Raw genomic sequence first — 25460 nt, 5'->3', positions numbered from 1 at the left:
GAAACTCGACGGCAAGCTGAAGTGGCGATCTTTGAATACATCAACGGGTTTTACAATCCGCGACGACGCCACTCAGCACTGGGCTGGAAAAGCCCGGTCGCTTTCGAACGGAAAGTGGCCTAAACGAGCACTTGGGGCAGCACAAATACGCGACAAGTCCATCAAAATCAGCCTCCGGTGCGGTGCGGTTCACTGCGCCATCGTGCGGCCCTTTGAAATTCTGTCTGTTAGGGACGATACGGCTTGCCCTCGACGTCCCCTCGCAATCATGTTCAACTTTCGGCTATCAGCCCCGCAGAGGCAGCAGGCCAGAAGCAAGAAAATATCGAGGACAGAAAATGAACAGGATCAAGTTCACGACCGTTTTGGCGTTCATCCTTGTCGCGGGGTGCGGCGTCAGCCCGGATGGACGGGTGATGGTCAAGGGCGCGGGACCAGACGATCTTTTGAAACTGCGCACCGGCCCCGGACTGGATCATGAGGTGATCATGGGGCTTCCGGATGGCACCAGATTGAATCGGCGGGAATGCAGCCCCACGAATGGCAGAACCTGGTGCAAAGTGACCCTGACGGATTCGCCCCAGATCTCGGGTTATGTCTCGGCTGAATACCTGACTGTTATCTAGGCCATTGAGAATCCGGTGCATCGCCGCCGGTCGCCCCGGGGGGGGCGGCATGGGCATGACCCCGACATATGCGCGGGGACGGCAAATCAACGCCGACGGAGCCGCCCCTTTTCACAGCTTTTCGGCGGGCATCCGCACGAAAAGGGCAAACCTGCCGCGCCCCCGAACCCAAAGGAACCTGATGTGTTTCCATGCCGGACGCGCCGAATAAGTGTGCCCGACTGACGGAAACAAAGAAGGAGACTTACATGTTCCGCCAAACCGCATTCGCCCTGGGACTTGGGCTTGTCGCAACCGCAGCGGTCGCCCAGCAGGCAGAGGCCCCGGCACAGGCACCAGGTGGCATGGATGCCGAATCCACATATGAGGCCGCGCGCAATCAGCTGGGCATCCTGAAATTCTGCGAAGCCGAGGGGCATTCCGGCAACGAAGCCGTAGTCGCGCAGGAAAAGATGGTTTCGATGCTGCCTTCGGGCGATGAAAGCAAGGGACAGGCCGCCGAACAGAAAGGCGCCAGTGGAACCGTGTCCATCGCCGGAACCGAGATCGGCCTGGCGGAAGCCGCCGAACGGGAAGGCATTTCGGTCAAGGAACAATGCGCCCAGATCGAAGCCGCAGTGAACGATGTTGCCAAGCAACTGCCCGCCGGCTGATCACAAGCCCTGAACTCTCTTATTTCCCAGCGGGCCGGTGCAATGCATCGGCCCGCTTCGCAATCGACGCGATCATCCTCGATTGCGCAAGAATGGCTGCAAGATCCTGAACAAGTTTAACGGGACATGAAGTTTGCCGCGATTATCGCGGGGATGACGACAAATCTGCCATCCACTTGCGAAGCGCCACAGCATGGTTGAATCTGAGGCATGTCTGCACAAGCCAAACATATCGTCGGTCTTTACCGACGCCATGCACAAGCCTGGGCTGACCTGCGCGGCACTGTGCTGCTGGAAAGGGTCTGGCTGGAGCATTTTGAAAACCGCATGCCGCCACCTCGTTCGGTATTGGATATTGGCTGTGGCTCTGGCGATCCCATTGGCCGATATCTGGTCAATCAAGGCTGTGCGGTCACCGGTATCGATTCCTCGCCAGAGCTGATCCAGATCGCGCAGCGCAACATCCCGGGTGCATGTTGGACGGTTTCGGATATGCGGGGCCTTGAGCTTGACGCAAAGTTCAGTGGTATCCTGGCCTGGAACAGCATGTTCCACCTGACACCGGATGAACAACGCCGGATGTTCCCGGTCTTTGAACGCCACGCCTGCCCCGCAGCCGTGCTGATGTTCACAAGCGGGGCATATCACGGCTGCGCAATCGGTGAATTTCAGGGCGAAGCACTATACCATGCCAGTTTGGCCAGCGACGAATATCACCTGTTGCTGAGCCGGCACGGTTTCGAGGTCATTGAGCGGTTCGTTCAGGATGACCACAGCGGGCAGCATGTGATCTGGCTTGCGCGATTTCTGGCCTCGGCCACAGACCGGCCTGCGTCGAACCGGCCCCCGGCGGATCACCCCATCTAGCGCAACGAGCATTGATGCCCCTGCCCGCCGGACCTCTTGCGCCGGGTTAAGGGCGGTCATCGTCGCCGTTTCCTTTGTCATGCCCGATCAATTGCGCCGTGGCTGCACCTGCGGCACCCCTGTCTTCTGCCGGGGCGCCTGCCTGCACGATATCGCGGGCCTCTTCCTCGTCTTGATCCTCAAGGCGGGGCGGATCCTCGCCGGCAAGGAAGTTTCCGAATTTCTCCCAGCCCGGCACATGTTCGGTCAGCACACTCAGAACCACCAGCACCGGCACGGCGATCACCATGCCGATCACCGACCACAGCCACGCCCAGAGTGCGACAGCCAGGAACACGACCACCGCGTTCATCTGCAACCGGCGCGACACGAAATAGGGCGTGATCAACTGCCCTTCCAGCGATGTCAGCCCCAGATAGGTCAATGCGACCATCGCCGGCCAGAACAAACCCGGCAATACGACCAGAGCCACGACAGATGAGATGGCAACACCCGCAATCGCCCCGAGATAAGGGATGAAATTCAACAGAAAGGCACCCAACCCGAACAACAACGCCCCCGGCATGCCCCAGGCCCACATCGACAACCCGATCGCCATACCGAGGCACGCGTTGATAACCGTGATCGCTCCGAAATAGCTTCCAAGAGAATCCTCGATTTCACGCAAGGCCAGATAGGCCGCCCGCTTGTCGCGCATGGTATCAAAGCTTTGAACAATCTTCAGATACAGCAGGTCGCCCGATGAAATCATGAAGAACATCAGAACCATCGTGAACAACACCTGCCCCATCAACTGAGGCGTCAGCTTGACCACGGCTTCAAATGTGGATTGCTCGTCCTGCTCGACCTTGATCGTGGTGCTGCCCGCCTCGTCGCCCTCGACCTCTTGCGCCGCGTCGATTTTCTGGGCGGCCTGCTGGAAATCGCGAAGCGAGGCCTGAACACGTTGGAATTTCTGCTCAAGCTGGGTGGTGATCGTGGGAATGTTCTCGGCGGCACGGTTGATCGGGCCGCTTGCTGTATAGGCAACCACGGCGACCAGAATCAGAATCCCGGAGGTCACGAATGCCGCGGTGACGACATCGGCAATGCCACGACGCCGTGCAAAGCGGCGCAAGGGCGTGAACACGAAAAACAGCAGCAGCGCCATGGTGACCGGCATCAGAAAATCGCGCCCCGCCGCGATCGCCGAAAACGCCAGGATCACGAAAATGCCAATGATCGCCCAATCGGTCATCCGACCCGATGGCCTGCGCCCCCGTCGCGAAGCGGGAAAATGCTGCCTGCCCTGCGCCGCCATACCCTTTCCCCCAACAATGATGATCAGTGCCCTCGGCAATGCCATAAACGCAACTGGCGGGCCGGTTGTTCCGGCCCGCCAGCTACAGTTCTGCATGCGCCCCGCCAAATCCGGCGGGGATCAGAGCTAGATCGGATGATCACCGGTCGCGTCGATCACACGGGTCGGCAGGCCCATCTCGCCCAGCAGTTCCAGGAAGGGGCGCGCGGGCAGGTCTTCGACATTGACCATCTTCTTCACGTCCCAGACGCCGCGTGCGATCAGGATCGCGGCCGCGACCGGCGGCACGCCGGCGGTATAGCTGATGCCCTGGCTGCCCACCTCTTCATAGGCTTCCTTGTGGTCGGCGACGTTATAGACAAAGACCTCGCCTTCCTTGCCATCCTTGCTGCCCTTGACCAGATCGCCGATGCAGGTCTTGCCGGTATAATCGGGGGCAAGGCTGGCGGGATCGGGCAGTACGGCCTTGACGACCTTCAGGGGCACGACCTCCTGGCCCTCGGCGGTCATGACAGGTTGTTCCGACAGCAGGCCAAGGTTCTGCAGCACGGTAAACACGTTGATGTAATGGTCGCCAAAGCCCATCCAGAACCGGACATCGCTGTCCTTGTAGCGGGCCGACAGGCTGTGCACCTCGTCATGGCCCGACAGGTAGGCGGTGCGCTTGCCGACGACCGGCAGGTCCCACTCGCGACCGACCTCGAACATCTTGTTGGTTCGCCACTCGCCGCCCTGCCAGGAATAGACCGTGCCGGTGAATTCGCGGAAATTGATCTCGGGGTCGAAATTGGTGGCGAACCAGCGCCCGTGCGAACCCGCATTGATATCGACGATATCGATGCTGTCGATCTTGTCGAAATATTCGTCCTCGGCAAAACGGGCATAGGCATTCACCACGCCCGGATCGAAACCCGCACCCAGAATGGCGGTGATGCCGGCCTTGGCCACGTCCTCGCGGCGTTTCCATTCATAATTCGCATACCAAGGCGGCGTTTCGCAGATTTTGGCCGGATCTTCGTGAATGGCGGTGTCGATATAGGCCGCGCCCGCACGGATACAGCCTTCCAGCACCGTCATGTTGATGAAGGCGGTGCCGACATTGATGACGATCCCCGCGTCGATCTGACGGATCAGCGCCTCGACCGCGTCAGCATCCATCGCGTCAAGCGCGTGGCTGGTAAAGGGCATCTCGTGGCCCTTGTCGCGCAGGCTGGCGACGATCGCGTCAGCCTTGGACTGGGTGCGGTTGGCGATATGCAAGTCGCCGAATTCCTTGGCCCATTGCGCAACCTTGTGCGCGGACACTTGCGCGACGCCACCCGCGCCGATGATGAGGACGTTTTGATTGGCCAATGATGTCTCCTTTCCCGGTGGCAGAGAACAGCCTTACGACAGGCTGGCTTTGTAGTCGTCATAGGGGAAGCTGCGGACCAGTTTCAGGGTTCCGTCCTCTTCCCGGATCGCGATCGACGGCATGGCGACGCCGTTGAACCAGTTCTTCTTGACCATGGTATAGCCTGCCGCGTCGTCGATGGTGATGCGGTCGCCGATCTGCAGTTCGCGATCAAAGCGCGCCTCACCGAAAATATCGCCAGCAAGGCAGGTCTTGCCCGCGATCTGATAGTCGTGATCGCCCTGCTGCGGCAGCTTGGCGGTTTCGCGATAGATCAGCAGGTCCAGCATATGCGCCTCGATGCTGCTGTCGACGATGGCGACCTTCTTGCCGTTGTCGATGATGTCCAGAACCGACACCTCCAGCGTGGTCGATCTGGTGATGCTGGCCTCGCCCGGTTCCAGATAGACCTGCACGCCGAACTTCTGGCTGAAGGCGGCCAGCCGATCGGCCAGACGGTCCAGCGGGTAATCGTCGCCGGTGAAATGGATGCCGCCGCCAAGGCTGACCCAGTCCAGACGCGCCAGAATGTCGCCGAACTCGGTCTCGATCCGGGTCAGCTGATGGTCGAACAGGTCGAAATCGCCATTCTCGCAATTATAGTGGATCATCACGCCGCTGATCCGGTCCATCGCGGCGTCCAGACGGGTGATGTCCCATTCGCCCAGACGGCTGAACGGGCGCGCGGGATCGGCCAGATCGAAGCCGCTGGTGGAAAAGCGCGGATTCAGGCGCAGGCCGATCTGGATGCCCTTGTCCTGCGCCTTGCCGGCAAAGCGGTCCAGCTGGCCAAGGCTGTTGAAGATGATCTTGTCGGCATGGGAAATCGCCTCGTCGATCTCGTGATCGGCCCAGGCGACGGAATAGGCATGGGTTTCCTTGCCGAATTCCTCGTGGCCCAGCCGCAGTTCAAACAGCGACGACGAGGTGGTGCCGTCCATGAAATCACGCATGAAATCAAAGGCCGACCAGGTGGCAAAGCATTTCAGCGCCAACAACGCCTTGGCGCCCGAACGGTCGCGCAGCCGCGCGATTTTTTCCATGTTCGACCGCAGGCGGGTCTTGTCGATCAGATAGTATGGTGTCTGAGGCTGGGTCATGGCAGTCCTGCGGCGCAAGGCAAAGGCTGGGTATAGGCGAACGGGCCGCTTTTCGCAAGAAAGCGTAACGGTGCGATGACGCCACAGTGACGTTTATTTTCCTGCGTGCTGGCGCCTGAACTCGCGCTTGAGCAACTCGATCTCTGATCGCAACATTGCGATTTCCACACCCAGATCCTGATCCAGAACTTCGCCCGCAATCAGGTTCAGCCGGCCCAGATGCTGGGTTGCCGCCCCTTCGGCCTGATCGCCCGCCACAAGGATCAGGCTGGTCACCCCGCTTGACAGCACCGAGGACGGCAGCCCGACCGTGACGTCCCACCCCTCGGATTCGTTTTCGGTCAGCACGGCTTCGGCCACCACCTCGCCCCGGCAGATCGCACAGACCCGCTCTGGGCGGTTGGCGCCGCGAACGCACCCGGACCAGACTCCACCGCGAATCCCGTGATCATCGAATTCAAGCATATGACATCCTTACATCTCGGCGCGGGTATGGCGCGACATCAGCGCATCGGACAGGGTTACGGCGTTCATGTAGGGGGCCTCGAATATCAGGTCCAGCCACACCTTGTCGACCGGCCGAAGGCTGAGATCGACATAGCCCAAGTCGAATTCGGCCACACGGCGGCAGGCACGCCCCGAAATCGGGTCGCCCAACTGCCGCAGCACGGTTTCCGTATTCGGCCCCTGAGCAATGTTCAGCCGTCCATAAACGGTGATGTCGCGTTCGGCATCCAACAACGCGTCCAGTCGCAGCACGTGATGCTTTGCCAACCCCTCGCCCGCTTCGGCCGGCAGGTCCAGCGACAAGGACAGGTAGCTGCCGGAAAACCCCATCACCTCAAGTGACAGACCATATGCCGCCAGGTCGGTCGCACGCCGATTGCGGTTTTGCCGCAGGATCAGCGCGCGATGATCGCAATCGTGATAGACGGCCAGCTCGTCCCCAAGCCGTCTGGCATTTTCGGGGCCGGCCACGGCTGCGGGGTTCAGGCGCCCTCGCAGGCAAAGCGGTCGCCAATGCCAATCCGTGCCGGGCGGCAGATCCAGCAAATCGGCCTCGGCCCCACCCCGCGGCATTCGCGAATCCGCCAGCTGCAGAAACCGTGCAAGCGTCTGGTGCAGCTCGGCCGCTTCATCGACCAGTTCCGGCACGGGTTTGCGCTGAGTCCGCCGCAGCTTTTCGGTGCGCCTGACCCATTGCATCGCTGCATGTTCGCGCAACATCCGCGACAACCGGCCTGTTCCCTGCATGGCCATCAGCGGCCCATGCCCCGAAACCCGGGCCGCAGGCAGCGGTGTTCAGGATCTGTCCCGGTCATCTCGTTCCCCGCAAGCGTTCGTTGCCACGGGATAAACCGCGCCACGCCCGAGAACAAGCATCAGGCGACCAATGCGTCCAACCGCGCGGCGCAGATAAAGTCATTCTCGGTCAAGCCACCGGCTTCATGCGTGGTGAATGTCACCTCGCAATACCCCCAACCAAAGGCAATATCGGGGTGATGCCCTTGTTTATTGCCCAGCCAGGCCGCCAGATTCGCCATCTCTACCGCCTTGAGAAAGCCCTTGAATTCAAAGCGGCGATGCAGGCTGGTCTTGTCCCCGGACAGAGCCCAGCCGTCCAGCTGCCCCATCATCGTCTTGATGTCAGCCGGAATCATCGGCGCGACACCGCCCTTGCAGGGTTCGCATTCCTTGCTGGCAAGATCACAGGTGGTCATCACATCCTCCTCAGGCGGCATCTTTTGGCGGGTATTTCGGCGCATGCAGGCCCAGTTTGCGCGCAGCGGCAACATCTGACAACAGGTCGCGATCCGCTGCCGCGAACAAGTCGTCCAGACGATCAATCACGAAATAGACCGGTTGATGAATGTCGATGCGATATGGTGTGCGCAGAATGTCGATAACATCAAAACTGCGATGTTCCGGTGCATCGGAAACCGACCACGGCAGTTCCGTGACCGAGCTTGCCAACCCCGACCCAAGGGCTTTCAGCTTTGCGTTCTCGCGCATCAGGCCAAATTCGATCGAAAACCAGTACAGCCGGATCAACCAGCTGTAATCCGCCTTGTCGCAGCGCGTTCCCGCCTTGCCGATCGCTTGCGAAAACGCGGCAAAGGCCGGATCTGTCAGCAACGGCGTGTGACCGAAAATCTCGTGGAAGATATCCGGCTCTTCGATGTAATCGAAATGCTTGCGCTTGCGAATAAAGCTGGCGGCCGGAAAGGTCTTGTTGGCCAGCATGTCGAAAAAGCGGCCAAATCCGATCAGTGCCGGAACCGGTTCGACCCGCCACCCCGTCAATTCACCCAGCTTCCGTGAAATATCGGGGCATTGCGGAACACGGTCCAGTGGCAGCCCCAGCAAGTCCAGCCCCCGCAAATAAGGCCGAGCCATGTTCTGGCGCACGGCCGGCATCTGCCGGGAAATCAGGTCATGCCAGACCGCATCTTCTTCGGCGTCATAATGGATATGACCGGCCGCATCGGCATGTTTCGCTTCGTATTCTGTTGATTTGGGCATATGGCCATCCTCCTTGAGCAAATTTTACCACATGAAGCGGAAATTTCTTGCCCAGTGACGAATGATTATCGTTGAATGCGAAAAATTATCTCTGACATGCGCAGATCAAGGAAATCTTATGCCCGACCTGGAAGATGCCGACATACGCTTGCTGCGATTACTGCAAGCAGACAGCACATTGTCGACTCAGGCTCTGGCCGAGCGGGCCGGTCTTTCGGCGTCTCCGGCCTGGCGCCGTGTTCGCCGCATGATTGACGAGGGCATCATTGAAAAGCAGGTCTCACTGGTATCGCCCACGCATGCGGGCCTGCACGCCATGGCCTATGTCCAGGTGTCCCTGCTGGATCACCGCGAGGAATCATTGGCGCGGTTCGACAGCTTTGTTCAAACCGAAGATCAGATCCTTGAATGCGCCACGATCACCGGAACCTCTGACTATCAGCTGAAGATTGTCGCCCGCGACCCCGAAGGGTTGGAACATTTCATCATGCGCCGCATGCTGGCCTTGGGCATCGTAAGGGCCACGGTGACCAATTTCGTCCTGCGCCAGACCAAGTTCACCACCGCCCTGCCGCTATAGCAGCGGAGACGCAAGGGCCAGAAGATTGTTGCGCAACCTGCGCCAAGCGCCCCAATTACGCACGTCCTGCAACGAGATCTGGTCCGAACGCGCCAGGTAACTGTCCTGACGTTCATCGATTTCCGCGACCAGGCGGTCATCGAACAACGCCATGTTCACCTCGTAGTTCAAATCAAAGCTGCGCCGGTCCAGATTGGCGCTACCAATCATGGCCATACGTCCGTCCACCGTCATGATCTTTGAATGAAGCAGGCCATCCCTGAACAGGTGCAGCCTCACCCCGGCGGCCAACAAGCCATAGTAAAACCCCTGACTGGCCGCGCTGACGACCAGCGAATCATTGCGGGCCGGCAGGATCATGGTCACATCGACGCCGCGGCGCGCAGCCGCCCGCACGGCGGCATCCAGCGACGCGTCAGGCACGTAATAAGGCGTCGTGATCACAACACGCTCGCGTGCGGCATACAACATCCCGGTCAGGCAATCCGCGACCGAGCCCGCCCGCAGATCCGGCCCGGTGGCCACCACCTGCGCGGCGCAACCCGGCGATTCGACGGCCCCGACAGGTTGCAGCATTCGGCCCAGATCTTCCCCGGTATAGCTCATCCAGTCCCCAAGAAAGACCGATTGCAGCTGCCGCACGACCGGCCCCTCGACCCGAAACAGGACATCGACCCAGGGCGCGAAGCGTGGCTTGGTCGCAAAGGCCATATCCGCGCAATTGCGGCTGCCGGTAAAGGCGACATTATTGTCGACGATCAAGATCTTGCGGTGATTGCGCAGATCCAGTCGCCGGAACAACATGCTGATCAAGGGAACCCCAAGCGGAAACGCCTTCACGCATTCCACCCCCGACCGTTTCATGCGCTGCCAATGGTCTGAACGCACCAACCCGCGCGAACCCAGCGCATCGACAATGACGCGACAGGACACCCCGCGCGCCGAGGCGCGAATCACGGCCTCTTCGATCTTGACCCCACTTTTGTCGGGCAGCCAGATATAGAACAGGATATGCACGTGATCACGGGCGGCATCGATGGCCTCGACCAGACGATCAATCGCTGCATCCGATTCCTCTAGCAAAGCGACACGATTTCCAGACAGAACCGGCATCGCCCCCACCGATTCATTGGCGGCAATGACCGGACGGGCAAAGTTGGGCGGGTCGGTCACGATGTCGGGACTGGGCAACCGCAACCCGGTCAGCCGGTCGCGCACATCGGCCATGCGCAACACCTCGGCCTGGTTCATCCGCACTTCGCCAAAAAGCAAATAGGCAAGAATACCCAGCACCGGGATCGCCTCGATCACCATGATCCAGGCAAATCGGGTCGACGGATCCAGCCGCGGACGCAGCAATATGCGCACGACAAGCGCCCAAGCTATGAATGTATGAAGAAAAATACTAAACGATGCCCACATGCGGGCATCTTCGTCTTTGGTTCGGGCAATTGCAATTCCTCTGCGTCCGGCCTATCTGGTGCCCTGAAACAGCCAAGGTCGCACGCGATGAACTGGATCACGAACTATGTCCGCCCGCGCATCAATTCACTGTTCTCGCGGCGCGAGATGCCCGAGAACCTGTGGACGAAATGCCCCCAATGCGGAACCATGCTGTTCCACAGGGAACTGGCCGATAACCTGAATGTCTGCACGAATTGCGACCATCACCTGGCGATCACACCGCGTGACCGTTTCGGTGCGTTGTTCGATGGCGGCGTGTTTGTCGAGGTCAAGGTGCCCGAACCGGTCGCCGACCCGCTGCAATTCCGCGATCAGAAAAAATATCCCGACCGGATGAAGGCGGCCCAGAAAGCCACCGGCGAACGCGATGCAATGCTGGTCGCCGAGGGTGAGATCGGTCGCACGCCGATTGTCGCCGCCGCGCAGGATTTCAGCTTCATGGGCGGTTCCATGGGGATGTATGTCGGCAACGCCATCATCGCCGCCGCCGAACGCGCCGTTAAACTGAAGCGCCCGCTGGTGCTGTTCTCGGCCGCCGGTGGTGCACGCATGCAGGAAGGGATCCTGTCCCTGATGCAAATGCCGCGCACGACCGTGGCGGTCGAAATGCTGCGCGAAGCCGGGCTGCCCTATATCGTCGTCCTGACCCACCCGACCACCGGGGGCGTGACGGCCAGCTATGCGATGCTGGGTGATGTGCAGATCGCCGAACCCAATGCGCTGATCTGCTTTGCCGGACCGCGCGTGATCGAACAGACCATCCGCGAGAAACTGCCCGAAGGGTTCCAGCGCGCCGAATACCTGCTGGAACACGGGATGCTTGATCGCGTGACCCATCGCAAGGAATTGCGTGACGAGCTGGTTTCGATCCTGCGCATGCTGGGCGGAATGCCGGCCCCCACCAAGGCCGATCTTCCCGCCCCTGCGCCCGCGCAAATCGATCCTCCGGCCCAGCCATCGGCTGAACCGGACGCCGATCAGACCCAGCCCGGCAACGCCACAGACAAGTGACACCGGCCTGACATCCACCGGGCAGCAAGGCGCATTCAGTTCATGACCAAATCCGACGCGATACTGGATCGCCTGATGGCGTTGCACCCGAAGGTGATCGACCTGTCGCTGGACCGGATGGAACGCATTCTGGCCGCCCTGGGGAATCCTCAGGACAGGATACCCCCGGTCATCCATATCGCGGGCACGAATGGCAAGGGCTCGACCCAGGCGATGATCCGCGCCGGGCTAGAGGCGGGCGGGGCCAGGGTCCATGCCTATACCTCGCCGCATCTCGCCCGGTTTCACGAACGCATCCGCGTCGCTGGCGACCTGATCGCCGAAAGCGAACTGGCCGCGATTCTGGAAGAATGCGAAGCCGCGAATGACGGCCAGCCAATCACCTTCTTCGAGATCACCACCGCCGCCGCGTTTCTGGCATTTTCCAGAACCCGCGCCGATTACACCTTGTTGGAGGTCGGGCTGGGCGGCCGGCTGGACGCCACGAATGTCATCGACGCACCGGCGCTGACGGTCATCACACCTGTCAGCATCGACCACACCCAATTCCTGGGCGACACGATCGAACAGATCGCCGGGGAAAAAGCCGGCATCATCAAGCCGCGCATCCCCTGTGTGGTCGGCCCCCAGCAAGACAAGGCGCTGCGCGTCATCGAGGCGCGGGCTTCGGGCCTGACGGCGCCTTTGTCGGTGCATGGCCAACATTGGCATGTCGCGCCCGAACGCGATGGCATCATCTATCAGGACGATCTGGGGGTCTGGGATCTGCCACGGCCCAATCTGGTCGGCGCGCACCAGATCCAGAATGCCGGCACGGCGCTGGCGGCGCTGCGTCATCTGGGTGCGACCCATGCACAGGCCCGCGCCGCAGTATCGCAAGCGCAATGGCCTGCACGGATGCAACGGCTGACGCATGGCCCGCTGGTCGAAGCAGCGGGATCGCAGGCGGAAATCTGGTTGGATGGCGGGCACAATCCGGCAGGGGCCGCGGCATTGGCCGCCACATTGGCCGAACTGCCGCAGCGCCCGACGCATCTGATATGCGGCATGCTGAACACCAAGGATGTTCTTGGCTATCTGGAGCTGCTGCGCCCCGCCTGTGAAAGCCTGACCGCGGTCAGCATCCCGGATGAGGTCAACACCTTGCCCGCACGGGAAACCGCGTCCCTGGCCGGCCGCGCAGGCATGCAAAGCCAGATTGCACAAGATGTTCTGACCGCAGTGCAGGATCTGGTTGCCAGGCAGCCACGCGCCCGAATCATGATCTGCGGCTCGCTATACCTTGCCGGGCGTATCCTGCGCGACAACGGGTAACATCAAGCATTTTCACCTGACCTTTCCAGACAGGGCACCCAGTCCTTGCCGTTAGGTCGGCCCTCATTTTCATTGCCTGAGTTCAAACACCTGACCCGTCCTGAACACTTTAATTGTGTTTTCAGGGTGGCGAGTTCGATGGCAGTCATCACAATCTAAATTTATCAAATCGCAGTCATCAATGGCATCGTCCAGTCAGATTCGCAGCCAATCACACCGACAACAGCATCGACCGTGACGAATGGAGTGCCGATACCGGCAGCACGGTGACAGAAACCTTGTATGCCGCCACCCCGTTCAGTGCCGGCGAAAATATCAACGACCATTCCGATGAACTGGGAATGCCAATACGATCCGCGACATCGACCGACGAGATCCCGGTCGAGACCCTGCGGGCGGGTGATCTGGACATGACCCGCGATCATGGCGCCATGCCGCTGGTCTGGGCCAGTTCCTCGACGGTCACGACAGACATGCTGGATGTCGCGCCCAACAAACGTCCGCTGCGGATTCAGGCGGGTTCTCTGGGGAACGACCTGCCACGACGCGATGTCGATGTGTCGCCGCAGCATCGCGTGCTGGTGCGAGATGGCGACGGGCAAGAATATCTGGTGTCAGCACGCCACATGATGATGGCCGGGCATCCCGGTGTCGGATTGCGCCCGCAGCGTGGCGTTTTCCGGCTGGTGCATATTGCCTTCGAAAACCATCAGATCGCGCTGGCGGAAGGTGCCGAAATGGAATCATTTTTCACCGGCCCGATGGCAGTGCGCGCCCTTGAGGCTGCGGAACGCATTGCCCTTGTCTGCGCGTTCCCAGATCTCGCGCAGGGCAAGAATCCGATGCAGCCGGCGCGGCCCTTCATCAAGCATCGCGATCTGTCGGAAATCTTGTCGCGGGCCGCGACCGCCTGACAATAACAGACGCGGTCAGGGGCTAGGCGTTGCCCCAGGTCGCGTCCTGCATTTCCCGCAAACGGCTGGCGGTGCGTTCGAATTCGAAGCTGCCTTCGCCTTCGTTATACAAATGCTCGGGTTCATCTGCCGCGCTGGCGATCAACCGCACACGCGCCTCGTATAACGCATCAATCAATGTCACAAAGCGCTTGGCCTCGTTATAGTTCGACATGGACAGGCGCGGGATACCGTCGATCAACAGGGCGTCCACCGCATTCGCCAGGGCCAGATAATCTGCCGGACCGAGGGGTCTGCCGCAAAGATCCCAGAATCCGGCACGGCCAACCCGGTTTGCAAAGGCCGGCAGCTCGACCTGTCGGCCCTTGACCTCCAGTTGCAGGGGCTGTGCCTGTTCACGTCCGACCAGTTCCGCCCACGCCGCATCCATCGCCCCGCCGGGATCGGGATCGGCCGGGGTAAACCAGACCTGCCCGCCGGCCTTGCGCCCCTGTCGGTGATCCACCTCGCTATCCAGACAGACCACCTGCATCCGGTCGCGGATCAGGTCGATGAATGGCAGGAACAATTGCCTGTTGAGACCATGCTTGTACAAATCTTCGGGCATGCGGTTCGAGGTGGTGACAATCACCACGCCCTGTTCGAACAAAACCTGGAACAGACGCCCCACGATCATCGCATCGGCAATATCGGTGATCTGCATTTCATCGAAACACAGCAACCGCGTCTTGCGGGCGACCTCTATCGCGACGGGGCGCACCGCGTCCTGATCCCCGCGTTTACGTGCCTGATCCAGCCCGGTCTGGATTTCCTGCATGAACTCGTGGAAATGCACCCGACGGCTGGCATGATCCGTCGCGGCATCCGCCATCAGATCCATCAGCATGGATTTTCCACGCCCGACACCGCCCCACAAATACAAGCCCTTGACCATTGCGGCGGCCGGAGCTGCGGGATTTCCGACCCCCAGCAGCGCGCGCCATGCCGATCGGGGTCTGGCGGGCACCGAAGCCGGTGCCGCATCCATGTCGGCCAGCACCCGGTCCAACTGAGGCAGAACGGATTGCTGCGCCGGATCCGGCGTTATCGTCCCGTCCAGGACGCGCTGGCGATACAGTTCACTGACCTTGCCCATGCCGAGCAAGTGCCACAGACACACAACCATCGGCAAGAGGCATTGGCGCATCGCTGCAAAACATAGTAGCTGCGATTACAGCCGGATATATCTTTGACAGGGCAGGACGAATTCAGTGCCACATATCGAAACGATCTCGGGGCGGACGGTGCTGTTCGTCATGGCCGCCAAACCTGAATACGGCCCTGCCCTTCAGGCCCGGATCAAGCCCGTGATGACCGGCATCGGCCCGGTCGAAGCCGCCGTCAAACTGACCGCCGCGCTGGCCGCCCTGCCAAAGACGCCCGATCTTGTGGTCTCGCTTGGTTCGGCAGGGTCAAACCGGCTGGAACATGCGCAGGTCTATCAGGTCAGCGCCGTGGCCTATCGCGACATGGATGCCTCGGCCCTTGGGTTCGAACGCGGCTGCACGCCCCTGTTAGACCTGCCCACGCAAGTCAAGCTGCCATACCACATCCCGGACATTCCTTCGGCCACCCTGTCCACCGGGGCCAATATCGTCAGCGGCGCGGCATATCAGGCCATCGCCCAGGACATGGTCGACATGGAAACCTTTGCCCATCTTCGTGTGTGCCAGCATTTCGGAACCGAACTGGTCGGCCTGCGCGGCATATCCGACGGCGCCAGCGAATTGCAGGGCATGTCGGATTGGACCGAATATCTGCATGTCATCGATGAACGCCTGGCCGCCGCGTTGGACCGGCTGGGCGAGGCATGGTCATAGCCCCGGCCGCAACCTCGGCGCGAATGCTTGTCCTTGAGCGATCAACAGCCTAAACCGGGCAGCGCGAAACGATACAAGTACAGGCGCTTATGGCACGCGGCACACCCACGCTCGAAGACCGACCCGGCAGCAACAAGGTCGGGGCATTACGGGCGCTGGCACCGTTCCTGCGCCCCTATCGTATCCAGGCCATTCTGGCGATCGTTGCGCTGATCCTGACCTCGGCGATCAGCCTTGTCCTGCCTCTGGCCGTGCGGCGGGTGATCGACAATTTCGATGATGGCGCCGGGCTGCTGAATGAATATTTCGGCGCTGCGCTGGTGATCGTGGCAGGTTTGGCGCTTGGCACCGCGATGCGTTATTTCTTTGTGACGCGGCTGGGCGAACGGGTGGTTGCCGATATCCGCAAGGCGGTGTTCGCGCGCGTCATCACGCTTAGCCCCGGTTTTTTCGAACGCATCATGACGGGGGAAATCCTGTCGCGCATCACCACCGACACGACATTGATCCAATCGGTAATCGGTTCTTCCCTGTCGATCGCGTTGCGCAACATGATCATCCTTGTCGGCGGGCTGGCAATGCTAGCATTTACCTCTGTCAAACTGACCGGGCTGGTGCTGCTGATCGTCCCGGCGATCCTTGTGCCGATCATCGGGCTGGGACGGCGGCTGCGCAAATTGTCGCGCCAGAACCAGGAATGGATCGCGGCATCATCAGGCAAGGCATCCGAGGATCTTCTGTCGGCCCAGACCGTTCAGGCCTATACGCATGAACATCGCAGCATCGCCCAGTTTGACACTGTCACCGAACAGGCATTCCAGGTGGCACGCACACGCATCGCGACCCGGGCGGTCATGACCGCAATCGTGATCTTTCTGATCTTTTCCGGTGTGATCGGCGTGCTGTGGATTGGCGCGCATGATGTGCGCGCGGGCAGCATGACCGCCGGCCAACTGGTCCAGTTCGTGATCTACGCGATTCTCGTTGCCGGCTCGACCGGCGCCCTTTCAGAGATCTGGGGCGAACTGCAACGCGCGGCGGGCGCGACCGAACGCCTTGCGGAACTGCTGAGCGCACGAGATGCGCTGCTCGACCCGGCCAGCCCGGTTGCCCTGCCCCGCCCTGCGCGCGGGCGGATCACGCTGGAAAATGTCACCTTCCACTATCCCAGCAGACCGGACAGCTCGGCGCTGGAGGGCGTCACCCTGACGATTGAACCGGGGGAAACCGTCGCCCTTGTGGGACCGTCGGGAGCGGGCAAGACCACCGTCATCCAGATGATCCAGCGCTTCTGGGATCCGTTGACCGGTCGGGTAACTCTGGATGGTATCGACCTGCGCGACATGCGCCGCGACGATTTTCGCCGTGACACCGCGCTTGTGCCGCAGGATCCGGTGATCTTTGCCGCCAATGCGCGCGACAATATCCGGCTTGGCCACCCCGATGCATCCGACGAACAGGTGCGCACTGCGGCGCGCGCGGCCCACGCGGATGAATTCATTCAGGCATTGCCCGACGGCTATGACACACAGCTTGGCGAACGCGGCGTCATGCTGTCCGGCGGACAGCGACAGCGCGTCGCCATCGCGCGGGCAATCCTGCGCGACGCACCGGTGCTGTTGCTGGACGAAGCCACCAGCGCGCTGGATGCCGAATCCGAGGCGTTGGTGCAGGCCGCCGTCAACAAACTGTCCGAAGGCCGCACCACCATTGTCGTCGCGCATCGATTGGCCACGGTGAAAAAGGCGGATCGCATTGTGGTCTTCGATCACGGCCGGATCGTCGCGCAGGGCACGCATGACGAACTGGTCGCCGAAGGCGGGTTGTATGCAAGACTGGCCCGCATGCAATTCACCGATGGCGTGCTGCCGGACGCGGTTCCGGCCATCTAGCCCGGCGATCTGGGCGCGGCATAGACAGCGGCCCAGAACCGGGTGCGACCATCCGATCCCACGGCCTGTCCGATACCAAAGTCACGCACCTGTGGGATTGCGATATTGTCCAGATGGCCGGACGAGTTGTTCCATTCCATCAAGACGCGCTGCAGATTGAAAGGCCCGGCCGCGATGTTTTCCGCCGTCAGGACCGGCGCATAACCCCGCGCCTTCACGCGCGGTCCCGGCCCGGTCGAGTTGCTGCCCCGATGGCTCATCAGGCCGCGCGTCGCCATGTCACATGCATGTTGCGCCGCGACATCCGCCAGCAGGGCATTGGCGCGCACCGGCGCCAATCCCATCTTCCGGCGCGCGGCATTGGTGGCAGAGGCACCCGTCTGGTTCTGCGCATTGCTGGTGGCCAGGCAGGTTGCCGACCCTGGCGGGGAGGCCTGCACATCATGGGGGTCGCGCGGCCCGTCTTGCTGCATTGGCGCACAGGCTGTCACCAGCAGGGTGACAACCATGGTTCCGACTGTTTGCGCCATTCGCATCATGCGCCACCCCTTGAAGTCATTGCGACAAGACGTGAAGCTAGGAACGCCCCTTGCGCGGGACAAGAAAACCTTGTTGCGCATTTTAGCAATCGGCGGTCGATTGCCGGAATCGCGCTTGACGCCGGCCCGCGCATTTGCCTCCCTTGGGGCATTGTTCATCCAAAGGGAAAACCGACATGGCTATCTGGGATTTTGCGAAGAACGCAGGAAAGTCAATCTTTGGCAAGGCCGAGGCCGCAACGCCAAGCCAGCCTGCCGCTACGCCCGAACAACCCGCTGCCGCCGATGACAGCGCCCGCAAGGTCGAGGCGCTCAAGAACGAATTGCGGGCGCTGGATCTGGATTCCAGCGATGTCCACCTGACCCTGCGCGGCGATACCGTCAAGGTCGAATCCCGCGGCGCCGATCGCGAGACCATGGAGAAACTGGTTCTGGCCGTCGGCAATATCGACGGCATCGCCAAGGTCGAAGCCGAAATGCCCGAAGACGCGGACAAGAAAGATCCCGTTTTCCATACCGTGCAAAAGGGTGAAACATTGTCGGCGATAGCGGCGAAATATCTCGGCAGTGCCAACAAGTACCCTGCCATTTTCGAAGCCAACCGCCCGATGCTGAGCGATCCGGACAAAATCTATCCCGGACAAACCCTGCGCATCCCTCAGGACGGATAAGCGCCTGAACTGACGCTGCGTTTCTGGGGCAGGCCGGCCTCTGGCCCCTTGCCCCGTTTCTTTGCTTTGCCCCATTGTAGCGGCTGGGAGAAGGCATAGCGAAGGCATGCCCGGGGAGGATGAATGGGAAATTTCCGCAACTATCAGGACCGTGACGACGTCGAAGCCCAAGGGCCGTATGAAGACCGCGACCTGCCAAAAACCATCTATGGCATGCTGTCACGCACGGCCGAGCGTTTCGGAGATCGCCCCGCGATCAGCTTTCAATTGCTGTCCGGCCCCACCGACCCTGCCACGACACTGACCTGGCGTGACCTGCACGAACGTGTCACCGAAACCGCCAATCTGCTGCGCAGCCTTGGCGTCGGGCCCACCGATACCGTGGCCTATCTTTTGCCCAACAGCATAGAAACGCCGGTCGTTCTGTTGGCGGGCGCCACCGCGGGAATCGTGAACCCGATCAACCCGCTGCTGGAACCGGAACATATCGCCGGGATCCTGCGTGAAACCAACGCCAAGGTTCTTGTCACGCTCAAGGCATTTCCCAAGGCCGATGTGGCGCAAAAGGCCGCCAAGGCGGTATCACTTGCGCCGAACGTGACCCATATCCTTGAAATCGACCTGAATCGGCATCTGCGCGGCTTGAAGAAACTTCTTGTGCCAATGCTGCGCCCCAAGGTGAAGACCCGCCACCACGCGAAGGTCATCGATTTCGAGGCCGCCACGAGCGGCCAGAAACACACGCGACTGGATTTCGAGGATATTCAGGAAGATCGCGTCGCCACCTATTTTCATACCGGCGGGACAACCGGCACACCCAAGGTCGCCCAGCACAAATATTCGGGCATGATCTACAACGGCTGGCTTGGCGGCACGCTGCTGTTTGACGAAACCGATGTGCTGATGTGCCCGCTGCCGATGTTCCACGTCTTTGCGGCCTATCCGATCCTGATGTCCTGCCTGGCCTCGGGGGCGCATGTCGTGATGCCGACGCCCGCCGGTTATCGCGGCGACGGGGTGTTCGACAATTTCTGGAAGCTGATCGAACGCTGGCAATGCACCTTCCTGATCACCGTGCCGACCGCGATTTCGGCCTTGATGCAGCGGCCCGTCGACGCCGACGTGTCATCTTTGCGGACAGCCATTTCGGGCTCGGCCCCCCTTCCGGTCGAACTGTACAACCGGTTCAAATCCGCGACAGGCGTCGAAATTGCAGAAGGATATGGCCTGACCGAAGCGACCTGCCTTGTCAGTTGCAACCCGGTAGACGGGGTCAAGAAGGTGGGATCGGTCGGCATTCCCCTGCCATACACGCATGTGCGGATCCTGCGGCATGACGATGCGGGCAACATTCACGCCTGCGGCACCGATGAGGTCGGCGAAATCTGCGTTGCCAATCCCGGGGTGTTCCCCGGTTCGACCTATACCGAGGCCGACAAGAATCACGATCTCTTTGCCGAAGACATCTATCTGCGCACCGGCGACCTTGGCCGCATCGACCCCGACGGCTATCTGTGGATCACGGGCCGCGCCAAGGATCTGATCATCCGTGGCGGACACAATATCGACCCGGCCGAAATCGAAGATGCGTTGCTCAGCCATCCATCGGTGGCCTTCGCGGGCGCGATCGGCCAACCCGACAGCTTCGCCGGCGAGCTGCCCTGCGTCTATGTCGAACTGGTCGCCGACAGCAATATCTCGGTCAAGGAACTGATGGACCACGCCCGCGCCCACATCCATGAACGCGCCGCGGTTCCCAAGCATCTGGAAATCCTGCCCGAACTGCCCAAGACCGCCGTCGGCAAGATATTCAAGCCCGATCTGCGCCGCCTTGCGATCACCCGTGTCTACAATGCCGCGCTTGACGGTATGGGCACCGAGGTCGTCGAGGTGATCGATGACAAGAAGCGCGGCCTCGTCGCGCGGCTGGCACGGGCCGAGAATGTTGACGAAGATGCCGTCCGTCAGAAACTGGGTGAATACACCCGTCCCTGGGAATGGGCCTGACACGGACCCATGCTGGTCCGCGCGTCAGCCAAGCGTCTGGCGCGCCCTAGCGATCAGTTCCTGGGTTTCTTTCAGGCTCATTTCGCCAAAAACGCCCTCGTCCCCGGCGATGAAGGTCGGCGTGCCCATCAGCCCCATGTGATCGGCCAGCGCGAATGAGGTCGAGATATGCTCTTCAATATGGGGGGCGTCCATATCCTTGCGAAGCCTGTCTTCGTCCAACCCGACATCGCGCGCTGTGCGCATGACCGTGGCTTCGACAGCGCGGCCACGCATCCCCAGCAGCGCGGCATGAAATTGCCAATAGCGCCCCTGTTCCAGCGACGCCAGCGACGCCCGGCTGGCGAATTCCGAACCTTCGCCAAAGACCGGCCATTCGCGATAGACCACCCGCAAATCCGGATCGGTTGTGATCAACCGCTGCATCGTGCCGATCATCTTGCGGCAAAACTCGCAATTATAGTCAAAGAACTCGGTCAGGGTCACATCACCATCGGGATTTCCCAGAACCGGCGCATTCGGGCTGCGCTCCAGCGCGTTGCGCAGCTCGGCCGGCATCGGATTGGGGCGATCAGCGGTTTGCGACAGGGCCGGAAACGCGGCCGAAGCGCCGAGCGCAGTGGCGCTTATCATAATATGGCGTCGAGTGGGCATGACAGCTCCTTCCGCTATGGGCTGGGCGCAGGATTTCACAGAACCCCTCCGCGAAACAGCCCCTTCCGTTCACGATCCGCCATTTGCCTGCGAACCCCGGTGCGCAATAGGTATCGCCCCGCACAAGTTCAAATCAGAATGTCGCGAAAAACACGAAAATTTCCCAATTTTTTCGGGCACCCGCAGGGTCAGGAAACCCGTGAGAGCAATCGTGAGCATCGCGTGATCCGATCCGCCACCGGCAACATCAGGCATGCTTGGCCCCGGATCAACCTGCATCAAGTCAAGGTAAATCAAGACATCACATTGCTTCACGGCGCTGTGGTTGCCCCGGTGACACAGCCATGCACGACGGCTGCGCGGCGACGCTTCAAGCCCGCCGATGACAGGCCTAGATGACCCGGACAACGACAAGACCAGGAGGTCATCATGAAACTTGTCATCGCAGCAGTAACCAGCAGCCTCATCGCAGGTTCGGCCTATGCAGGCGGCTATGCAGCCCCCACCGTCGAACCCTCGCCCGAACCGGTCACCGTGACGCCGATCGTGAACGATCCGTCCGATTGGACCGGCTTTTACGCGGGTCTGCAATACGGTCAGGGCAACGCCGAATTCAACAACGGCCTGGGCGAAAGCGACACCGATGCCTATGGTGTGTTCGGAGGTTACAACTATGATCTGGGCAACTGGGTCGTAGGTGGCGAACTGGACTACAACAAAATCGACGCGGACGATCTGGACGACAAGGGTGATCTGGTGCGCCTGCGCGCCCGCGCCGGGTACGATCTGGGCAAATTCATGCCCTACGTCACCCTGGGCGCCGCGCATCTGTCCCAGGACATCGCCGGCGGCGACATTTCGGAAACCGACGTGACCTATGGCATCGGCGCCGAATACAAGGTGACCGAGCGCTTCACGGTCGGCGCGGAATACACCAAGCAGGACTTCGGCGACGTTGCCGATGTCAACGGCCTGGATCTGGACACCGACATGGTCCAAATGCGCGCTGCGTTCCGCTTCTGATCCATTCTCAGCACAACGCAAGCAAAGCGGCCCCTCGGGGCCGCTTTTTTGTTCACCGAAACTCCGCAGCCTTGAGACGAATAAACGCTACGAATCAGTAAAGCTCAGGATGTTATCCAGACGCACCAGCGCGACCTCCGTCTTCAGGTTTTTGTTCCAAAAAACTTGCTGGCCTTCCTGATCCTTGTTGCCATCATATTCGACGACCTGCACGCGCTGCACGCCTGACGATGCAACAATCTCATTGAACTGGCCCCCCATTTTGACCGGACAGGTTGGCTTGACCAACGAGGACCGAACACGTTGCCGAAGAACGCCCGGATCGACGCAGGACGCGGAACATGATTGCCGGTTCCTGCAAGACGAGAAGGGAAGTGGATGCGGGGATCGGACGAGGCGCGTGGTTCGCTTTTCAGCTATGTTGATCTTGCACAGCGCATCCCCGCCCGGCATCCGCTGCGCAAGATCCAACAGGTGGTGAATGACGCTCGTCAGCCTCGATGGTGCATTCCACCGGCTTCATGCCATGGGCGGGCGCCCCTCAGGCCCACGAACCGTCCAATCCAGAGCTTGCCCGGGTGACCACGCCGAAGCCTGGAACCCGAAAGGCCGGAGCAAAATTCCGGGGCGAGAAACGCTCGGATGCGCCCCACGCATCGGTCACGGATCCAGGGGCGCGGCTCTGCCCCCCCCCCGGTGCCGGCGCCGCCCTTTGCTTGATGGGGCATAGGTTGATGGAGAACCGGCATGGCGTCGTGGTGCAGAAGGCGAAATTCTCCACGATCGACGGTCGAACTGCCCGTCACGCAGGTTACACAACCTCGCAGCGGTGCCGAGAAAAGATCGAGGAGCCGTTCGGATGGGCCAAGACGGGGGGCAAGACGGTGGGGGCAATGGCACAAACCATGCTGCGAGGCGTCAAACGGATTGCTGCCCGATCCACGCTGACCATGGCAGCCTGCAATCTTGCGCGCCCGCCCAGATTGCTCGCTTCACAAGGCGGGGCCCGCCATCGCGTTGGGCCAAATGTCGGGCGCAGTCGCCCTCATTGGCTATGGAAGAACAATCCTTCACCTGCCGCGCGTTTACAAGTGGCGTGGTAAGGATAGCCTTGAGCTTATGCTCATCTCTGAGATTGAAATCATCACCGACGGCGGCCGCCGTCGGCGCTGGTCTGCGCCGGATCCGACACCGGCGGTGAAACTCTGGCCCGCGCCATGACGCTGATCAAAACGGCCAAGATGAACGGGTTCGAAGCGCAGACCTATCTGGCGAACGTCCTTGACCGCATCCACGATCACAAGATCAACAGGTTCGATAAATTGCTTCCATGGAATGGAGTACCGAACGCTGTGACGCCGCTGCTGCTTGGCCAACGGTGCCAATCGGGCGGTTACTTTCTGCTGTTGCGCTTCGTAGTGGCGTGGCCATCAATCTTCTGTATCGTTGGCGCAAACTTATGCTCGAAGGGGGGCAGCATCGCCTTGGCACAAGACGACAGCGTGACCGGAAACCGAACCGTCCGCGAGATGGAAAGCCGCATCCGGGAACCTGAACGCCATCCCGGGCGCAAGACGATGGACGTAGCGGTCCTGCCGCGCATCCAGGCGCTTGTGGCGAAGCGCCCGACCTATGGCTACCGTTGCATTACCGCCATTTTGAACCGGGAGCTGCATATGCAGCGCTTACCGCCTGTTAACCCATAAGCGCGTCTACCGCATCATGGAGTGTATCGATCTGCTGCTTCAGCCATGCGGATTTGACCGGCGCGGACGGAACCATGACGGCAAGGTGGTGATGATGCGCTCGAACCTGCGTTGGTGCAGTGACGGCTTCGCGTTCACCTGCTGGAATGGTGACGTCATCCGGGCGGCTTTCCTGATCGACGCCCATGACCGCGAGATCATCTCCTGGCGGGCGGCGGCGGATGCCGGGATCAGCGGACCGGATATGCGTGACATGCTGCGGGAGGCGGTTGAGCACCGGTTCGACGCCTATCAACCGCTGGAGCAGGTTGAGCTGTTCCCTGACAATGGCAGCGTCTAGGTGTCCGGTGAAATGGGGGCTGGATCACCCGGATAGTTCGATGGATGGCAGCCCGGAAATGCGGGTCATGTATGACACAGTCACGTCCAGCAGTTCTGTCCGGAGACGAACGGGATGACCAGCATCGTTGATGCGTTTCGTCTAGGAGCGGAAACTCAACTCATGTTGCATGGTGGTGCATAGCGCCGCAGGTATCAGGCGGGGAAACCTCATGTCACCAACGCGGGACGAACTGCATTGGATATATCGCAACATGGTCACGAGCCGCGGGTTCGAAGAGGCCATCGCGAAAATCTATTTCGAAGGCAAGACGCAGGCTCTCAAAGTCTCCCGAACCGACAATTCCTGGTTGCGGTCCCGGATGATATTCGCGGCACGGCGCAACACCCGTCCAGGCTCTGCCGGGGACGTTGCAGCTCGGATGGCTTGTGCGTCGCGTGCGCAGGCGACAGCTGCGTCCTTAACAGCAATACAGTCGAGCGGAACAGTGAGACGTCGGCGGTCGCCGTTGGCGATCTGCCCCTTGCGGATCATATGTTCCACCTCGATGCCAGCCAAACTCGATCCCTGCCAGAGCCGGGTCGGCTGAACGGGATGCCCTCAACCCCATTTCCGACCTGATGAAAGATGGCCTTCATCAAGGATATTATCTAGATACTCTGTCTTGCGGTTGTTGATTTGCATGAACCGCGCCCTATCTGAAACACCGGCCCTGTGCGTGCCTCGAAAATCGCTCTGAAAACAGCCATCTATCGCTTCTCCGATCCCGCCAAAAATTGCGAGCATAGCCTGAAATGCGCAACCGTCGTGGCCATTTCCCAGCGAAACCTCATCGGCTTGACGTAACCCGGTTGGCAATATCGACCGTGGCCGCCATCAGAGAACCCGCCCCTGCATCGGCCCGTTGCGGCGTGATGTCTTCTGCCTCGTTGTGAGAAATGCCGTCGACACAGGGGCACATTGCAGAGGTTGGTCGCGGGATTTCGGAGCAGTTGCCAAGCTTTAGCGGCTGACGGCGGAATGC

Annotated in this window: 25 protein-coding genes and 2 pseudogenes; 15 read left to right on the top strand and 12 right to left on the bottom strand. The window is 60.7% G+C overall.

All coding sequences use genetic code 11. From position 1 onward, the window contains the following. The 4 genes from PAF17_RS09750 to PAF17_RS09735 form a co-directional block, all read left to right on the top strand. Window positions 1-123 (top strand): IS3 family transposase (locus PAF17_RS09750; RefSeq protein ID WP_271888908.1); only part of this gene is annotated, 123 nt, incomplete at its 5' end. A 215-nt stretch (window positions 124-338) separates the two neighbouring features. After that, window positions 339-626 carry an SH3 domain-containing protein gene (locus PAF17_RS09745; RefSeq protein ID WP_271888903.1) on the top strand — a complete coding sequence of 96 codons (288 nt, stop codon included), beginning with the start codon at window positions 339-341 and terminating at the stop codon, window positions 624-626. Between the two features lie 248 nt (window positions 627-874). Next, window positions 875-1279 carry a pore-forming ESAT-6 family protein gene (locus PAF17_RS09740; RefSeq protein ID WP_271888902.1) on the top strand — a complete coding sequence of 135 codons (405 nt, stop codon included), beginning with the start codon at window positions 875-877 and terminating at the stop codon, window positions 1277-1279. A 210-nt stretch (window positions 1280-1489) separates the two neighbouring features. Further along, window positions 1490-2146: a class I SAM-dependent methyltransferase gene (locus tag PAF17_RS09735; RefSeq protein ID WP_271888901.1), complete on the top strand. Its 657-nt coding sequence runs from the start codon at window positions 1490-1492 to the stop codon at window positions 2144-2146. A gap of 46 nt (window positions 2147-2192) precedes the next feature. Here the strand turns inward: PAF17_RS09735 and PAF17_RS09730 are convergent, their stop codons facing one another. The 7 genes from PAF17_RS09730 to phhA form a co-directional block, all read right to left on the bottom strand. Beyond that, entirely contained in the window at window positions 2193-3383 is a 1191-nt protein-coding gene (locus PAF17_RS09730) for an AI-2E family transporter (RefSeq protein ID WP_271888900.1), read from the bottom strand. A gap of 189 nt (window positions 3384-3572) precedes the next feature. Further along, the gene (locus tag PAF17_RS09725; RefSeq protein WP_271888899.1) at window positions 3573-4799 is read right to left on the bottom strand and encodes a saccharopine dehydrogenase family protein; all 1227 of its coding nucleotides are present in this window, start codon (window positions 4797-4799) and stop codon (window positions 3573-3575) included. Between the two features lie 33 nt (window positions 4800-4832). Then, window positions 4833-5939 carry a carboxynorspermidine decarboxylase gene (nspC, locus tag PAF17_RS09720; protein WP_271888898.1) on the bottom strand — a complete coding sequence of 369 codons (1107 nt, stop codon included), beginning with the start codon at window positions 5937-5939 and terminating at the stop codon, window positions 4833-4835. Window positions 5940-6032: 93 nt separating this feature from the next. Then, window positions 6033-6404, bottom strand: coding sequence for a hypothetical protein (locus tag PAF17_RS09715; RefSeq protein WP_271888897.1), 372 nt, complete (start codon window positions 6402-6404; stop codon window positions 6033-6035). Between the two features lie 9 nt (window positions 6405-6413). Next, window positions 6414-7199, bottom strand: coding sequence for a DUF6478 family protein (locus PAF17_RS09710; protein WP_271888896.1), 786 nt, complete (start codon window positions 7197-7199; stop codon window positions 6414-6416). 122 nt (window positions 7200-7321) lie between these two features. Beyond that, the gene (locus PAF17_RS09705; protein ID WP_271888895.1) at window positions 7322-7660 is read right to left on the bottom strand and encodes a 4a-hydroxytetrahydrobiopterin dehydratase; all 339 of its coding nucleotides are present in this window, start codon (window positions 7658-7660) and stop codon (window positions 7322-7324) included. A gap of 10 nt (window positions 7661-7670) precedes the next feature. Next, on the bottom strand, window positions 7671-8462 hold the full coding sequence (gene phhA, locus PAF17_RS09700) for a phenylalanine 4-monooxygenase (protein ID WP_271888894.1): 792 nt from the start codon (window positions 8460-8462) through the stop codon (window positions 7671-7673). A gap of 118 nt (window positions 8463-8580) precedes the next feature. On the opposite strand from phhA, the gene PAF17_RS09695 reads away from it, so the two are divergent. Further along, window positions 8581-9042, top strand: a complete 462-nt coding sequence (locus PAF17_RS09695) for an Lrp/AsnC family transcriptional regulator (RefSeq protein ID WP_271888893.1) — start codon at window positions 8581-8583, stop codon at window positions 9040-9042. On the opposite strand, the gene cls is transcribed toward PAF17_RS09695, so the two are convergent. Then, window positions 9037-10464 (bottom strand): cardiolipin synthase, encoded by a 1428-nt coding sequence (cls, locus tag PAF17_RS09690; RefSeq protein WP_334223664.1) that lies wholly within the window; start codon window positions 10462-10464, stop codon window positions 9037-9039. The genes PAF17_RS09695 and cls overlap by 6 nt on opposite strands. Window positions 10465-10551: 87 nt before the next feature. On the opposite strand from cls, the gene accD reads away from it, so the two are divergent. From accD to PAF17_RS09675, 3 genes are all read left to right on the top strand, one after another. Further along, window positions 10552-11517, top strand: coding sequence for an acetyl-CoA carboxylase, carboxyltransferase subunit beta (gene accD, locus PAF17_RS09685; protein ID WP_271888891.1), 966 nt, complete (start codon window positions 10552-10554; stop codon window positions 11515-11517). A gap of 42 nt (window positions 11518-11559) precedes the next feature. Continuing rightward, window positions 11560-12831 carry a bifunctional folylpolyglutamate synthase/dihydrofolate synthase gene (locus tag PAF17_RS09680; protein ID WP_271888890.1) on the top strand — a complete coding sequence of 424 codons (1272 nt, stop codon included), beginning with the start codon at window positions 11560-11562 and terminating at the stop codon, window positions 12829-12831. Window positions 12832-13097: 266 nt separating this feature from the next. Beyond that, window positions 13098-13745 (top strand): Hint domain-containing protein, encoded by a 648-nt coding sequence (locus PAF17_RS09675; RefSeq protein ID WP_271888889.1) that lies wholly within the window; start codon window positions 13098-13100, stop codon window positions 13743-13745. 22 nt (window positions 13746-13767) lie between these two features. Here PAF17_RS09675 and zapE read toward each other — a convergent pair whose 3' ends face one another. Next, window positions 13768-14910: a cell division protein ZapE gene (zapE, locus tag PAF17_RS09670; protein WP_408636397.1), complete on the bottom strand. Its 1143-nt coding sequence runs from the start codon at window positions 14908-14910 to the stop codon at window positions 13768-13770. Window positions 14911-14995: 85 nt separating this feature from the next. Here zapE and PAF17_RS09665 point away from each other — a divergent pair, with 85 nt between their 5' ends. Next, the gene (locus PAF17_RS09665; RefSeq protein ID WP_271888888.1) at window positions 14996-15604 is read left to right on the top strand and encodes a 5'-methylthioadenosine/S-adenosylhomocysteine nucleosidase; all 609 of its coding nucleotides are present in this window, start codon (window positions 14996-14998) and stop codon (window positions 15602-15604) included. Window positions 15605-15693: 89 nt separating this feature from the next. Continuing rightward, the gene (locus PAF17_RS09660) at window positions 15694-17496 is read left to right on the top strand and encodes an ABC transporter transmembrane domain-containing protein (protein ID WP_271888887.1); all 1803 of its coding nucleotides are present in this window, start codon (window positions 15694-15696) and stop codon (window positions 17494-17496) included. Here the strand turns inward: PAF17_RS09660 and PAF17_RS09655 are convergent. After that, window positions 17493-18035, bottom strand: coding sequence for a CAP domain-containing protein (locus PAF17_RS09655; RefSeq protein ID WP_271888886.1), 543 nt, complete (start codon window positions 18033-18035; stop codon window positions 17493-17495). The genes PAF17_RS09660 and PAF17_RS09655 overlap by 4 nt on opposite strands. Window positions 18036-18211: 176 nt before the next feature. On the opposite strand from PAF17_RS09655, the gene lysM reads away from it, so the two are divergent. Together lysM and PAF17_RS09645 are read left to right on the top strand one after the other, a co-directional pair. Next, window positions 18212-18706 (top strand): peptidoglycan-binding protein LysM, encoded by a 495-nt coding sequence (gene lysM, locus PAF17_RS09650; protein WP_271888885.1) that lies wholly within the window; start codon window positions 18212-18214, stop codon window positions 18704-18706. 123 nt (window positions 18707-18829) lie between these two features. Next, a complete protein-coding gene (locus PAF17_RS09645; RefSeq protein ID WP_271888884.1) occupies window positions 18830-20713 on the top strand; it encodes an acyl-CoA synthetase in 1884 nt (627 codons plus the stop codon). Between the two features lie 24 nt (window positions 20714-20737). Here the strand turns inward: PAF17_RS09645 and PAF17_RS09640 are convergent, their stop codons facing one another. Continuing rightward, a complete protein-coding gene (locus PAF17_RS09640; protein ID WP_271888883.1) occupies window positions 20738-21367 on the bottom strand; it encodes a DsbA family protein in 630 nt (209 codons plus the stop codon). 429 nt (window positions 21368-21796) lie between these two features. Here PAF17_RS09640 and PAF17_RS09635 point away from each other — a divergent pair, with 429 nt between their 5' ends. Next, window positions 21797-22390, top strand: a complete 594-nt coding sequence (locus PAF17_RS09635; RefSeq protein WP_271888882.1) for an outer membrane protein — start codon at window positions 21797-21799, stop codon at window positions 22388-22390. Window positions 22391-22477: 87 nt separating this feature from the next. On the opposite strand, the gene PAF17_RS09630 is transcribed toward PAF17_RS09635, so the two are convergent. Further along, a complete protein-coding gene (locus PAF17_RS09630) occupies window positions 22478-22678 on the bottom strand; it encodes a hypothetical protein (protein WP_271888881.1) in 201 nt (66 codons plus the stop codon). 90 nt (window positions 22679-22768) lie between these two features. Between PAF17_RS09630 and PAF17_RS09625 the strand changes: the two are divergent. After that, window positions 22769-23379, top strand: a pseudogene (locus PAF17_RS09625) (hypothetical protein); the annotation flags it as partial. Between the two features lie 130 nt (window positions 23380-23509). Next, window positions 23510-24427: pseudogene (locus PAF17_RS09615) on the top strand (IS3 family transposase); the annotation flags it as partial. Between the last annotated feature and the right edge of the window lie 1033 nt (window positions 24428-25460).

Source organism: Paracoccus onchidii (assembly GCF_028294535.1).
Lineage (GTDB): Bacteria > Pseudomonadota > Alphaproteobacteria > Rhodobacterales > Rhodobacteraceae > Paracoccus > Paracoccus onchidii.
This window is presented reverse-complemented; position numbering and strand designations above follow the sequence as displayed.